The sequence below is a fragment of the Hymenobacter norwichensis DSM 15439 genome, from assembly GCF_000420705.1.
GTDB lineage: Bacteria > Bacteroidota > Bacteroidia > Cytophagales > Hymenobacteraceae > Hymenobacter > Hymenobacter norwichensis.
Genome location: NZ_ATVL01000006.1, coordinates 1,136,873 through 1,150,861 on the forward strand (window position 1 = coordinate 1,136,873; position 13,989 = coordinate 1,150,861).

The 13,989-nt window shown below is 59.2% G+C and carries 9 protein-coding genes; 3 read left to right on the top strand and 6 right to left on the bottom strand.

Annotated features, from left to right (window positions below; translation table 11 throughout):
* Positions 1-116 precede the first annotated feature (116 nt).
* On the top strand, positions 117-1,280 hold the full coding sequence (locus tag G536_RS0106055) for an acyltransferase family protein (protein WP_022822694.1): 1,164 nt from the start codon (positions 117-119) through the stop codon (positions 1,278-1,280).
* A gap of 52 nt (positions 1,281-1,332) precedes the next feature.
* Positions 1,333-1,836 carry a DUF2059 domain-containing protein gene (locus G536_RS0106060; RefSeq protein WP_022822695.1) on the top strand — a complete coding sequence of 168 codons (504 nt, stop codon included), beginning with the start codon at positions 1,333-1,335 and terminating at the stop codon, positions 1,834-1,836.
* 96 nt (positions 1,837-1,932) lie between these two features.
* Here the strand turns inward: G536_RS0106060 and G536_RS0106065 are convergent, their stop codons facing one another.
* Positions 1,933-3,561, bottom strand: coding sequence for a 3-(methylthio)propionyl-CoA ligase (locus tag G536_RS0106065; protein ID WP_026879887.1), 1,629 nt, complete (start codon positions 3,559-3,561; stop codon positions 1,933-1,935).
* Between the two features lie 458 nt (positions 3,562-4,019).
* Between G536_RS0106065 and G536_RS0106070 the strand changes: the two genes are divergently transcribed.
* A complete protein-coding gene (locus tag G536_RS0106070; protein WP_022822697.1) occupies positions 4,020-4,466 on the top strand; it encodes a hypothetical protein in 447 nt (148 codons plus the stop codon).
* 128 nt (positions 4,467-4,594) lie between these two features.
* On the opposite strand, the gene G536_RS0106075 is transcribed toward G536_RS0106070, so the two are convergent.
* The 5 genes from G536_RS0106075 to G536_RS0106095 form a co-directional block, all read right to left on the bottom strand.
* Entirely contained in the window at positions 4,595-7,729 is a 3,135-nt protein-coding gene (locus G536_RS0106075) for a serine hydrolase domain-containing protein (protein ID WP_245575751.1), read from the bottom strand.
* Positions 7,730-7,889: 160 nt separating this feature from the next.
* The gene (locus G536_RS0106080) at positions 7,890-8,279 is read right to left on the bottom strand and encodes a hypothetical protein (RefSeq protein ID WP_169515049.1); all 390 of its coding nucleotides are present in this window, start codon (positions 8,277-8,279) and stop codon (positions 7,890-7,892) included.
* Between the two features lie 239 nt (positions 8,280-8,518).
* On the bottom strand, positions 8,519-9,091 hold the full coding sequence (locus tag G536_RS26515) for a protein-tyrosine phosphatase family protein (RefSeq protein WP_022822700.1): 573 nt from the start codon (positions 9,089-9,091) through the stop codon (positions 8,519-8,521).
* Between the two features lie 26 nt (positions 9,092-9,117).
* The gene (locus G536_RS0106090) at positions 9,118-12,336 is read right to left on the bottom strand and encodes a DUF6493 family protein (protein ID WP_022822701.1); all 3,219 of its coding nucleotides are present in this window, start codon (positions 12,334-12,336) and stop codon (positions 9,118-9,120) included.
* A 66-nt stretch (positions 12,337-12,402) separates the two neighbouring features.
* Positions 12,403-13,746, bottom strand: coding sequence for an SWIM zinc finger family protein (locus G536_RS0106095; RefSeq protein ID WP_022822702.1), 1,344 nt, complete (start codon positions 13,744-13,746; stop codon positions 12,403-12,405).
* Positions 13,747-13,989: the final 243 nt, after the last annotated feature.

A 13,989-nucleotide genomic window follows, 5' to 3' on the forward strand; every position in this document is an offset into this window, starting at 1 on the left:
AGAAGTCAAGAGTTAGAAGTTAGGAGACGGAAAACACGCTTCCTCTAACTCTTGACTTCTAACTCCTGACTTCTAATTCCTCAGTTTTAGCTTCTCAGCTCCCAACTCCTTGCCCCATGCAAACCACCACCCAAGCCGCCATCGAAACTACGGGTACTGTGCCGTTGGCCGAAGCTTCGCAGCCGGCCCGCCTCATCAGCCTCGATGTGTTTCGGGGGGTGACGGTGGCGGCCATGATCCTGGTAAACAACCCCGGCGACTGGGGCCACATCTACGCGCCACTGGAACACGCCGCCTGGCACGGCTGCACGCCCACCGACCTGATATTCCCGTTCTTTCTGTTCATTGTAGGGGTGAGCATTGTGTACGCTTTGGATGGGGCCCGGCGGCAGCCGGAGGCGCACGGCCGCACGATGGTCCGCATTCTGAAACGGTCGGCTATTCTGTTCGGGTTGGGGCTGTTGTCGGCGCTGTATCCGAAGTTTGAGTTTGAGACGCTCCGGATTCCGGGGGTGCTGGCGCGCATTTCGTGGATGTTTCTGGTGTGTGGCGTACTGTTCCTGAAAACCACGCGGCGGCAACAAATCGGGCTGCTGGCCTCGGTGTTGGTGCTCTATAACGTGCTGCTGCAAGTGGTGCCGGTGCCCGGTTTCGGTCCGGCCAACCTGGAGCCTAGCACCAACCTCGGGGCGTGGCTGGATCGGTTGGTGTTCACCGAAAACCATCTTTGGAGCCAAAGCCGAACCTGGGACCCCGAAGGGTTGCTGGGCACGTTGCCCGCCGTGGGTACCGGCCTGCTCGGGATGCTGACTGGCCAGTGGCTGCGCCGCAAGGACGTGGAGCCGGCTACTCGCGTGGCGTGGCTGTTTGTGGCGGGTGGCGCGGCCGTGCTGCTGGGCCTGATCTGGAATGGCTGGTTTCCAATCAACAAAGCGCTCTGGACCAGTTCTTACGTGCTATACGCCGGCGGCTTAGCCATGATGGCGCTGGCGGGTTTGTACTGGCTGACCGACGTGCAGAGCTACCGTCGTTTCACCACGCCCGCGCTGGTCTACGGCGTCAATGCCATTACCGTGTTCTTTCTGTCGGCCATCGTTTCCAAAACCCTCAACCTCATCAAAGTCGGTGATGATACGCTGCGGGCCTGGCTCTACAACACGTTTTTCACCCCCTACTTCAGTCCCATCAATGCCTCCCTGGCTGGCGCCATTGTATGCGTGCTGATTTGGCTGGGTATCTTGTGGGTGATGTACAAGAAACAGATTATCATCAAGGTATGATGCTGCCCCAGGCACGGCATTATCGAAACGGGAAAATTGCCGTATTTCCAGGATGAAAAAACTGTGGATACTGGCGGCCAGTCTCTTGCTGGCGGCCCCAATGGCAAGTGCCCAATCCTCGAAAGCAACAACTACCGCCGCGGCGCCGGTGTCAGCCAGTCATCGGAAAGCAGCGGAAGAATTGCTGGTGGTAACGGGCGGTGAACAGAGCACGAACGACATAATGAGCCGGATGCTGGACGTGCAAATGCAACAGCATCCCGAGCTGAAAGCCGTAGAGACAGAGATGCGCAGTTTTATGAACAAATACATGAGCTGGCAGTCCATCAAAGGAGATATGTTGACGCTCTACACGCAGGAATTTTCGGAAAAAGAACTGCAAGAGCTGTCCAAATTCTACCAGACGCCCACTGGCCGCAAAACCATCCAGAAGATGCCCCAGCTCCTGCAAGCCGGCATGGAAATCGGGCAGAAACGGGTGCAGGAGCACCTGCCGGAGCTGCAACAAGTTATCGGCGAGAAGATAAAGACTCAGCCGCCCGCCACCGACAACTAGAACTGAGTTCTGTAGGCTAGCACGATCCGGAAACGACAACGGCCCTGCCACTGGCAGGGCCGTTGTCGTGTAGGTGCCACGTGTTGTCAGGGGTTTTTACCCCGGAAAGCTGTACCCTGCAAAATCTTTGCGGAGCTGGGTTTTCAGTAGCTTGCCGGTGGCGGTATGTGGCAATTGGTTTACAAATTCCACAGCGTCGGGCTTCCACCAGGTAGCTATTTTGCCGTCGTAGAAAGCGAGTAGTTCCTCTTTGCTCACGGTAGCGTCGGGCTTTCGGACGACCACCAGCAGCGGCCTTTCGCTCCATTTGGGGTGGGGCATGCCAATGACGGCGGCTTCGGCTACCTGCGGGTGCGCAATGGCCAGGTTCTCTAGCTCGATGCTGGAAATCCACTCGCCGCCCGACTTGATAACGTCCTTGCTCCGGTCGGTGATTTGCATGAAGCCGTCGGGGTCGATGGTGGCTACGTCGCCGGTGCGGAACCAGCCGGAGCGGGTTAGCTCGCCAGGGTGGTTGGCGCGGAAGTACTCGGCCACCACGAACGGCCCGCGGACCAGCAAATCCCCAAAGGCCACGCCGTCGTGGGGCAGTTCCTTGTCTTCGTCGTCCACTATTTTCATGTCGATGCCGAAGATGGCGCGGCCTTGCTTGGTCTGCACGGCGAATTGCTCATCTTCGCTGAGTTGCAGGTGCTTGGTTTTGAGGGTGCACACCGTGCCCAGCGGCGAAGTTTCCGACATGCCCCAGGCGTGCCGAATTTCCACGCCTAGTTCTTCGTCAAACGCCTTAAGCAAGGCCGGCGGGCAAGACGCCCCGCCCACAATCATGCGCCGGAGCGTAGTGAATTGCAGCTTTTTCTCGCGCATAAACGTCAGCAACCCGAACCAAATGGTGGGCACGCCGGCCGTAAACGTGACGCCCTCCGTCTCATACAGTTCGTACAAACTCGCCGCATCCAGGCCAGGGCCAGGCATTACCAGCTTGCAGCCGTTGAGTGGCGCCATGTACGGAATACCCCAGGCATTGACGTGGAACATGGGCACGACGGGCAATACTACGTCGCGGGCCGAGCAGTTGAAGCAGTCGGGCAGGGAGGCGGCGTAGGAGTGCAGCAAGGTGGAGCGGTGGGAGTAGAGCACGCCCTTGGGCTGGTCGGTGGTGCCAGAGGTATAGCAGAGTGAAGACGCTGTATTTTCGTCGAATACCGGCCATTGGTAGTCGGCGGGTTGGGCAGCTACCAGGTCTTCGTAGCAAAGCAATGCCACCGGAAAGCTGCTGTCGGGCATGTGGGCGCGGTCGGTGAGCAGCACCCAGCTTTCCACGGTGGGGCAGAGGGGCACCAGCTTCTCCACCAGCGGCAGAAACGTGAGGTCGAAGAATAGCAGCCGGTCTTCGGCGTGATTGATGATGTAGACCAGTTGCTCGAAAAACAGCCGCGGATTGATGGTATGGCACACCGCACCCATGCCCGAAATGCCGTAGTACAGCTCCAAATGGCGGTGCGTGTTCCAGGCCAGCGTCGCCACCCGGTCGCCCCGGTGGATGCCTAGCTCAGTTAACGCGTTGGCGAATTGCCGGCTGCGCTGGCCCAGGTCGGCGTAGGTGTAGCGGTGCAGCCGGCCCTCCGGCATCCGCGACACGATTTCAGTATCGGCGTGCCATTTGGCGGCATATTCCAGGAGCCCCGCAATGCGCAGCGGCTCGTTCATCATCAATCCTAACATGAGTGAAGTGGTGGGGGTTGGGGAAGCAGCAGATTCTGAACGAACGGGTGAAGCAGTAAACCGCTTAACGCGTACTGCCAAGTTATCATACTCCGGCTGCCCGAACAATGGGCAGCATAGTTGAGCTGTGTGACGCGGATAAGCCGGTTTGCCGTAGTGCCCAGGCCACTCTATAGTGGTGGAAAGCAACCAAAACATCCGTTAGGCTGAATGCCAGCATAGCGAATTTGAGTAATTGGGAAGGCCTGTTATCGTCCCTGTTAAGGTTGCGTATCGGATGGTCAAAGAAGGTTATGTTTGGCAGTCATACTGCCCTGGTGTAGAGTAGAAGATGTATACCCAAGAAATTAAGCGAACTATCTACGGAAAGAGGAATAAAATTCGGGCTGAAGATTGGCTACTGCGCAGCTTGTTGCGTAATAACTGGAAAGTACCCTCTATGCCTAGTGCTTTGTCCCATGTATCTTGATTTTACCTCGTCCGACTTTCTAAGCATCAGCTATAATTCCGAGACGCACATTTTGGTGGGCCGTTGGCTGCGGCAGGTAACTACCGCCGAAGCTCGCCAGGGATATAATGATCTGCTGGCTGTAGCGAAGCGGCAGCAAGCGCGCTACTGGCTGCTCGATATCCGGCGCCGCAGCCGCAGCTCTCCCGAAACCCTGTCTTGGCTCCTGAACACGTACTACTCCGTTTTGGTGGCCGAACTGGGGCCGCCGGTGTGCATGGCTTACTTCATGTCGCCGGATTTGCGCAAGGATTTTGAGGTGGACGGCACCGTGCCCGAACCGGCCACTTACGCCGGTAAAGCCTTCCGCATGAACCAGTGTACCACGGAATCGGAAGCTATGGATTGGCTGCTACAGGAGCAGCAGAAAGAAAAGCAGCCGATGAAAGCTAGTTAATAGTTTCAGCAGCGTATCACCAGTATGCGGTATATGAAAAAAACCCCGTTCACGGCCGTGAATGGGGTTTTTTGGTGTTGGTGCTCTGCTTTAAAAAGAAAGAGCCCCGTACGATTTTGCTTGAAAACCTATTGCTCCACCGTTGTTTCCACGGCTTGGCGCTGGGTGGGTCGCACGCTTTCCAGGGCAACTTGCAACACGCCAGACCGCACGCTGCGCTCCGAGATTTTGTTGTTGCGGCGCGTAGGATTCACCCGGTTGGTTAGCACGATGCAGGTCAATTCTTCCTTGGGGTCAACCCAGAAATACGTGCCCGTGAAGCCCGTGTGGCCGTAGCTCTGCTGCGACACACTCTTGGCCGAATTTACGGTAGGGTTGGCGGCGGGCCTATCGAAGCCGAGGGCGCGGCGGTTGTCGGGGCAGAACTGGCAGCGGGTGTACTCGGCCATGGTTTCGGGTTTGATGAGCTGCTGCCCGCCGTACTTGCCATTCCAGGCGTACAGTTGTACCAGCTTGGCCAGGTCGTTGGCGTTGCCGAACAGGCCCGCGTGTCCCGAAAGGCCGCCGAGCAGCGCCGCGCCTTCGTCGTGCACCGTGCCGTGCAGCTGGCCGTGGCGAAACAGCGAGTCGTACTCGGTGGGCGTGATGCGGGCCAGCGGGAAGCGGCGCGTGGGGTTGAAGCCCAGCGTAGTAGCGCCCAGTGGCCGGTAGATTTCGTCGGTGATGAACTGGTTGATGGGCTTGCCGCTAACTGATTTTATGAACTGCGGGTACATGATAAACGACAAATCCGAGTACACGTAGCCCGGCTTCTCGTTCAGCGGCGACTCACCAATTGCCTTGGTAATCCGCTCCGGAAAGTCCTGGCGAGCCCATAAGTTGGGGCCGGCCGGCAGCGGAAACCGCGCCGACGAATCGGGCCGGAAGTAGCGGCGATTCAGCTCGGCGGGTTTGGTGGAGGACACATCCTTGGCCGCCGGACTCTTACCGAAAATCGAGTTGAATAGGCCGCGGGGCTTGGTGTAATCTTTCCAGAACGGAATCCAGGATTGCAGGCGGGCTTGGTGGGTAAGCACGTCGCGCAGCTTTAAGTCCTGCTTGTTGGTGCCCTTGAACTCCGGAAACAGCTGCCCCATCGTCATGTCGGGGTTGAACTTGCCTTCGTCTTGTAGCTTCATCAAAGCCGGCAGCGTGGCCGATACTTTGGTTAGGGACGCCAAATCGTAGAGGTCGGTGTTGCGGACCGGGCGGCTGGGGCGGCCGGCCTGCGCGGGAGCATCGGCAAAGGAATGCGTGCCGTAGCTTTTGCGCAGCACCACCGTACCGCGCCGCGCAACAACAACCTCGGCGCCGGGGAAGGCGCGGGCCGCCACCGCCCCGTTCAGTATCGAATCGACGCGGGCCTCCAGGTTGTTGTTCATGCCCACGGCCTCGGGGAAGCTATAGCGCAGCCGGATTCCGCCTTTCGTCGCCAGCCCGGCGCCGTAGCCGTACTTATCCGTTACCGTAACGGGCAGCTTGCCAGTAGCTGAAATGCCCCCGAAAATCACCTCGGCGGTTACGTCTTGGGCATTTTTACTTTCCTGATAAGCCAACACTACCGCATCCGCCCGGTCTAGGTCCCGGATTTTGGCCACCGCGTAGGCCGAGCCGAACACGGCCACTACCACCTTTTGGTTTTTGCTGCCCAACTCGCGCAGCAACACGTTGGCCTCAGGCGTCACGCCAAAGTTTGTAGCCGGCAGGCGGCCCAAGTTGTTGAACCCCACCAGCACCACGTTGTAGGCTTTCAGTGTTTCGCGCATCTGCGTCAGCTCGTCTATAGTAGGCGAAGCCGACATCCAGAAGTGGCGCGCCGGCGCATAATCCGTTACCATGCGCTGGAAGTCGGTGGTGTCCTTGGTGCCGATGGTGAGCGTGGCCAGGCGGAGCGTATCGAGGCGCTGAAGCGGCAGCAGGTTTTTCTGGTTACGCAACACCGTCACGCTCAATTCGGTGAGGTGCTGGCTCAGGTATTGGGCGTGCGGCGTGTTGAGGTCCTGGGTGATGTTGCGCAGGTCGATGGGGCGGTAGTGGTTCAGGCCCGCCCACTCTTTGAGGGCCAGCATCTTGCGGCAGCGCGCATCAATAGACGCCTGCGTAAGCTGGCCCGCGTTGATGGCGTCGCGCACCATCCGAATGGCCAGCGGAATGTTCTTGCTGAACTCTAGAATGTCGTTGCCGGCAATCAGGGCGCGCACATCGGCGTCACCGGGTGGGTACTTGCTGATGACGCCCTTCATGTTCATGGCATCGGTGAAAATTACGCCTTCAAACCCCAGCTTTTCCTTCAGCAAACCGGTGGTAATGGGCTTGGAGAGGGTGGAGGGCATGCCGGTTGTATCCAGCGCCGGAATGTTGAGATGGGCCACCATCATGCCGCCCAAGCCGCGCTGCATCAGGCTCTTAAACGGAAATAGCTCCAGGGTGTCAATGCGCTTCCGGTCGATGCGCAGGAGCGGCAAGGCCAGGTGCGAGTCGGTGTCGGTGTCGCCGTGGCCGGGGAAGTGCTTGGCTACCGCCAATATGCCCGCGTCCTGCATGCCCTTCATGTAGAGGTAGCTCTTCTCGGTTACGCTCTGGCGGTTTTCGCCCCAGCTGCGGTAGCCGATGACGGGGTTGGCGGCATTGTTATTCACATCCACCACCGGCGCAAAATTGACGTGCATGCCCAGCCGCCGAAACTGTGCTGCCACCTCAGTGCCCATGTCGTAGAACAGCTGATTGTCGCGGATGCCGCCCATGCTCATCTGGTAAGGGAAGCGCTGCACGCTGTCCAGGCGCATGCCCACGCCCCATTCGGCGTCCATGGCCACTAATAGCGGCACCCGGCTTTCGCTCTGGTAGCGGTTCAGGAGCCGGCTTTGGCGCATGGGTCCGCCCTGAAAGAACACCATGCCCCCAATGCCATACTGCTTGATAAGCGTCGAAATGGAGTCCTCGTCGATGCGTTTGCGGTTGGAATAGGCTGCCACCATAAACAGCTGCGCCACCCGCTGGTCGGGGGTGAGCGTCTTCATCACCGAGTCAACCCAGCGCGAACTGCTTAATTGCCGCGCAAACGGCACCGGCTGGTTGCGCGGTTTGGCAACGATGGTTTTGCTAGCGGAACGACTGTTTTTTGGTGATGCGGAAGCTGGCGTACGGCGCTGAGCTGAAGCATCGGTGGCGCTCAGCAGGCCCAGCAGCAATGATAAAAACGGGAGGAAACGGGGAAACAACAAGACGAAACGAGGATGGGTTAGAAAACGAATTTACAAGAAATATGAGGCGTGGCGTGCGTTCCGATTTCGTAAGTGCCCAGCAGGCGAAAAACAAAAAAGCAGAGCGGCCCTTGGCCGCTCTGCTTAACGTATTGAAATATGTTCTGCTACTAACGAACTGCTATTGCAACATGCGTTGCTGTTGCAGCAGCCACTTTACGGCTTCTGCCTCATCATCGAAGTAGCAATAGGTCATAGGCAAGTCGCGCGCGGCGGTTACCACCATGGCAGTAGCCAAGCGGGCAAACACGTTGTGCGCCACTATTACGGCCCCATAACGGTAGCCGCCGTCCTGCGCCGCTTGCGGCAACCATTGCTCCAGTACGTAGACTTGTTCTTCGGGTGTGAAAGGGTCCATCAGCCGTTGATCTACCAGCAGGCAACCATCGGAGTACTGAGTCAGCAGGCGGGTAACATGGCCAAGTAGGGTTTGCAATGCTTCCTTCTGACGAAGACCAGGCTGATACGTAAGTCGAGCGAAACCCATAGGGTCATCCAAAATGCGTCCCACGCTATTTTCATAATATGTCTTATAGATAGTAATAGCTCTCATATCAGTAAATATAAAGCGTTGTCCTGTATAAACACAATTAATGATTTCAAATACAGACATTAAAGGGCTTTGAAGAACGATTATAATTTAAAATATCCTATTGTTTTTACTTATAATGCTGTGTTGCTTGCTCTCAAAATCACACTGATTTGATATAGATTGAAGAGCTCGTGCGGAATTAGTAATCGTACCTGTAGCTACTGACCCAGCGGCCACTGGCGTACAAATTGGCATTGCGCTGGCGTTTCGGGTGAGAGGGTGTCACTTTTGGCATCAGTACGGCGCAGGTGCTGCACAAAATCCAGCGCCCGCTGCCCAGTGGCGTAGCCGTGGCGGGCCAAAAAGCAACCCACTACCGTGCCCGTGCGCCCACGCCCACCCCAGCAGTGCACGTAAGCAGGCTGGCCAGCCGCTAGCGCAGCATCCAGCATATCCAGCACCTGGCGCATATGCGTTGCAGTGGGCACGTCTAGGTCGGTGATGGGGAGGCGGTGCGCAGTAGCACTTACACCTAATGCGGCAGCTTCTTCGGCCAATTCCTGCTCGTAGCCTGGTATAATCTGACCGGCATAATTGTACTCGTTGTCGTGCATCAGGTTCACGAATGTGCGGATACCTTGGTTTAGTAAGGCACGTAGCTGCCGGCGGGTATCGGCCCGGTTGGGCTTAACGGGCACGTAGCCAGCCAGCAGGCGGCCGGGTAGCACCCAATAGGCCCGGTCGAAGGGTAGTACAGGCGAGGGGTCGGAGGTCGGAAATTGGTCGGTCATGTTCAACGGTTCAATAAAATGTTCTGCTATTTCAGCAACGCCCCGGCGGTTTTCTTTAAGCTAGTGACGCGCTGCCACTCCCGCAGACGGTCTTGCACAACGTTAGGTACCGAATGGCGCACCCGGCTTAAGGTGTCAGCGTAGGCATCGAGCAGCTTGGCGGTGTTGCGTAAAGGAACCACCGGGAGCAGCGGCAGCAGGGCATCTAGGGTTTGGCGCAGAGCATCATCGGTGCGGAAGTTGATGGCGCGGGCCTGGGCCAAGGTATCGGTGAGGCGAGCCAGCGGGGCGCGACCAGTAGCCAGTAGGCGCCCTAGAGCACGGCCGAGGTCGGCGGGCAACAGGCGGCCGTTGTCGGTGGCACTAAGCAGTACTTCCAACGCCATAGCTCGCACAATGGATGCTTGGTGCAGCAGCCCAGCGGCCAGCAGGGCCGAGGTACCAGCGGCGTGGCGTGGCCCCAGGCTCAACAGGCCGGCTAAGGCAAATTGTACGGCGTCGCGGGCTTCGGACCCAGCCTCATCGGTACGGCAACACGTGCGCAGCGTGTGCCAATGCAAGGGCTCGGGGTTGTTGGGGAGCATTGCCACCGCGTTGGCTACGCTGAAGCGCAACACATAACTATACTGCTCAGGCCGCTTGGGCAGGCCGGCATAAGCAGCGTAGGGCAGCAGAAGGGGCGCGCGACTGGCGGCCGGCGCATCGGGCACCAGTAGCTCCACGTGCTTGTCGGTGATGGTTGGCTGGCCTTTCTCCCACTTCCGCACGTAGGTATGCGCCACTTCAGCCAGGGTCCAGCCGGGCTGCCAGGGGCGGGCCAGGCCGGGCGCTTTACCTAGCGCCGCCAAGCAGGGTAGCTCGGCGGTGGGGTAGCGGGTGCGGGCTGCCACGGCCCATAGCCAGGGCAGCGCATCAGGCAGACTAATGGGTACTAGCTCTGATTCGGTGCTTATTGGGATAAGCTTGCTTAGCTTTTCCCTGGCGCGCTGTAGCAGGCTAGGAGCCGCCGCCTCGCTGCCGGCACCCGACAACACCGGCAGCCCGGCGGCATGAGGTGGCGACGGGGCCGGTACCGGCACGGGCACCGGCTCTAGGGGGGTAGTGATTTGGGTGGAGCTGTCGCCGTAGTATTTCAGCTTCTCGGTAGTGGGTGCCGGCAACGCAGCGGCGTAGGTTTCGGGAGTGGTAGTGGAAACCGGGGTGTCGGCCTCCGCTGGGGCCAGTAGCCAGGTAAGCAACTCGCGCAAGTCGGTAGCGCGCAGCTCCGGCAGGCGGGTGCGGGCCTGGGTGGCATCCTCCTCATTCGACCACGCACACCGGGTCAGCGCTACAGTCATATCGGCGGCATTGGGCGTTTCGTTGGCGGCCTGGTAGGCGAGTAGTTTTTCCACCAAAGTCGTGGGAGCTACCCAGTGTGGAGCATGGGTGATGGTGCTCAGCAAAGGCAACGGCGTAGCGCCGAGGCACAAGCGGGCTTCGGCGGCGGCCAGACGGTGCTGCTCCAGATACAGCAGCGGGTCGGCATCGTGGTACTCGTTGGGGCTCAAGTTGATGCGCGACACTTGCGGGTGCTCGAAGCCGGTAGCCAGCCCCACGACCAGCGCGGCCAGCAAATCGTTTGGGCCCGGCCGGCCGGTGCTTTGGAAGTGCGGCAACCAGGAAGCCTGATCGTCGAAGTTTTGAACCTGCCCATACCAACTCATTATTTGCTTGAGGTAGGGGCGCAGCTGGAGGGCATGGTCGGGAGGCAGCTGAGCGCGGAGGCGGAGCAAGCCGTCCACCCAGCGGTCCACGGCGGCGGGGGCGTCGGCGGCTAGTACCGGGCCGGTCAGAAATAGCAGCTCGTGCCAGTCGGCTACCGGGGCTAGGGCGGTGGCGGGCGTCAGCTCGGGCGCGAAGTGGGTAAGCGGCGTGTAGCGGGCTGTTGCGGTGGCGTCGTCGGTATCAGGTTGAGTTGCCTGTGCGAGCCAGGGTGCCAAGCGGGTGCGGGCCGCCGGAGCTAGCAGGTCGGCGTAGGCGCATAGGTTGGTGGTAGTTTCCTCGGCTTCGGCGGTTGAGAGCAGGGGCGTTTTAGTGGTTAGCACGGTGGCCAGCAGGCGGGCGGCGCGGTCCTGCACACCGGCATCGGCGTGGGGCAAGGCGGCAGTAGCTAATCCAACTAGAGCGGGTGCCTGGCTTGGGTGGCGTTTTAGTAGTTTTTCAAAAGACCCTAGCAAACTTTTGAGGCCAGTTTTCAGGTCCTGCCGGGTCATAAGGCCATCAGCGTATTGCAGCAGTGGGCCCAGCTCGAAATCGGGTTCTTCCCAGAGGTCTTTCAGCTGCTCGATGGCAAAATTCACCACCACCGGCAGCGGATGAGCCAGCAGCTCCACCAATTCGCCTTGCCGGGCCAGTCGCTCAGCGGGCGTCGGCTTTAAGTCAAGAAATACATCTTTGAACCAGCCCAGCAACGGCCGTTTGAAGTCACGGCGTAGGGCCAGCAGACTGCGCGTGAGCAGCTCGTTGCGGTTTAGAGCGCCAGCGTTGGCCAGCTTCGTGAGCAGAGGTTTCCACCCAATCGAAATGCCATCAGGGTAGGGGCCAATGTAGGTGCTGTCGTAGTTGACGTTGGTGGCATAGTCGAACAGCAGCCATACGTCTCGGCCCAGCAGTTCCGGGTCGGCTCGCAAATCGGCACAAACCAGCTCTTCCACTTGTTGCGTAGTAAGTTTGCGCTTGCCCATCGCCTCGCGAGCGTAGCGGGAAAGGCGGTTGCTAAGCAGCTGGGCGAACATCGGCGCGTCGAATGGCACGAGACTTTCACGCTCCATAGCCCGGAGCTCGGTATAGTCGGGCGCTTGCCACTGGTTGGTGCGGGTAAGCGAAGCCAGAAAATCGCCCAGCCAGTCGGGCCGAAAGTGGCGCAGCACCTGCCAGTGCAATGTGTAATGGTGGCGGTTGTCGAGGGGGTTGCGCAGGCTCCAAGGCAGCTCAAAGCTGCGGGCCAGTCCTTCTTTGCGCGTAAATGTGGCCAGCCCCGCCATAGCCAGCATGGCCTGTTGCTCAGCGGTGAGCAGGCGCTGGTATTCCTTCTGGCCTTTCTTGTTTTCCACCGGGCGGTATTCTTCTAAGTGTTTTTTGAGCTGCTGGGTGGGGCGGCGCAGCGTCATAAGCTCCTTCTTGTCGAGGTTCATCAAGAAGGGCACCAGCTCGTGGGCGGTTTTATGCAGGATAATGTCCTCGAAGTTTTCGGCGGCAGTAAGCATAGGAAAGCGAAGCTGTATCAGGTAAGGGAGGCAGATAAGATAAAGGGTATTTGAGGAGCCGTACGCCTACGCCCCAAACCGCAGCTGAGCCGCTAGAATATGCTTGCAGGGGCCGCGCTGGCCTTGGTTGCCGGTAAACCAGGGACAGGTGCAGCGGGCCGGCTCGCCGCTGCCAAGCACCACCGTGTGCCACACGCCGGTGCCCCGCACGCGCACTTCGGTGCGACCCTGTGGGCCCACGCCTACTAGTTGCACGTCGTCGGCGTTGTCGAGTAGGGTGCGGGCGTTTTTCAACCGTGGGTTCAGCTTCAGAATACGCTCCGTTTTAAATGGCAGGCGGCGGTAGAAGTACTGATTGTCGCGCAGGTCGAAGCCCAGCAGACCTAGGGCCGAGAGGTGGGCGCACAGCCGAGTGACGGTGGCCGGGCTCAGATCGTGCGTCAGCCCAAACAGAGTGGGGTTGAAAGTTTCGTTGCTTTGAAACAGGTTGTTGGCGCCGGTCAGCCACTCAGCCGGCAACTCCTCAGCCAGTGTTTCCAGCTGGGTACCTTCGCCTGAGAAACCCCGGTTCACCTCCGCCGACAGCGCCAGCAGAAATTCGTGGCCGCCACCTAGTGTCAGTACTACGGCGCTGGCTTGGCCGTCGGGGGTGCCATACACGCGCACGGTTTCGCTCAAGGGCAGCAGGCCATCAAGCAGGCGCAGGCGGTGGGCGCCACCTACTCGCACGGCCCCCGGTGCAGCCACCGGCGAAAAGGCCGGCCGACCCCCGCGCAGCACCAAAAATGTATCGGTGCGGCTGGTTCCGGCGGGCAGGGTTTGCAGCAACTGGGCCGCCTGCACGCGGCTGAGTGCCATTTTTTCATCCATGCGGGCTAAGTAGTCTTGGGCGGCAGTGAGGCCCCGTAGCCAGCGCTCCGGCAGCGTTACTTTCCGCTCGGTTACGTGCCCAGTTGCGCGCTCCAGCGTTACTTCTTGCTGCCCAACGCTCAGCCGCACCGGCTCGGTCCGGCTGATGCGGCTTAGGGCATTCACCATCGGCTCGTTGAAATCGACGTTGGTGGTGCCGCTGTGCACAAACTCCCCGTCAAGCGCGGCCGGCCCTAGGTCGAGGCGGGCATACACGCCGTTGCACGACGAAAACGCTTCGAACCGCAGCTGCCCCGCCCCCGCCGTCACGATAGGGTCACGCAGGGCAGCACTCTGCGGCACGAAGCGCGAGGCCACTACTTTGGCTAACGTGGTTAGCCCGCGGGCCGTTAGCCAAGAGTCGCGCAGCTGCCCCCGAAAAAAGCAGGCAGCACCAGTGGCAGGGGCATTTTCGGCATACGCTGCCAGTAGTAATGTGTCTCCCTCTGCTTGTCGCACGAGGGTTGAGGCTTGGTCGTAGGCATAAGCAAAATCGTTCATAGGCGTAGAAGTGAATAGGGGCTTGGCTGCCGTTTAACTAAGTTTTCTTACTGTAAATATGCAGCAATAGTTTTATTAATTACTAATTTTTTTAGCTTTTCGTAAAGCTAATTTTTTTGGCTGAAACGGTTCTGGGTTTTTCTGGAAAGCGGAAGCCCAGGACTGGCTGTACTATTTGTTGCAAAGCATGGCGTAAGCCCAGCCGCACGGGCCCAGCGCGAGCGGATAGTTGGGTCAACGCTT

Bases quoted from the DNA above. Each gene is read 5' to 3' on its own strand.
- G536_RS0106060 (WP_022822695.1), top strand. From the start codon at position 1,333: ATGAAAAAACTGTGGATACTGGCGGCCAGTCTCTTGCTGGCGGCCCCA.
- G536_RS0106090 (WP_022822701.1), bottom strand. From the start codon at position 12,336: ATGCTTACTGCCGCCGAAAACTTCGAGGACATTATCCTGCATAAAACC.
- G536_RS0106065 (WP_026879887.1), bottom strand. From the start codon at position 3,561: ATGTTAGGATTGATGATGAACGAGCCGCTGCGCATTGCGGGGCTCCTG.
- G536_RS26515 (WP_022822700.1), bottom strand. From the start codon at position 9,091: ATGACCGACCAATTTCCGACCTCCGACCCCTCGCCTGTACTACCCTTC.
- G536_RS0106070 (WP_022822697.1), top strand. From the start codon at position 4,020: ATGTATCTTGATTTTACCTCGTCCGACTTTCTAAGCATCAGCTATAAT.
- G536_RS0106055 (WP_022822694.1), top strand. From the start codon at position 117: ATGCAAACCACCACCCAAGCCGCCATCGAAACTACGGGTACTGTGCCG.
- G536_RS0106095 (WP_022822702.1), bottom strand. From the start codon at position 13,746: ATGAACGATTTTGCTTATGCCTACGACCAAGCCTCAACCCTCGTGCGA.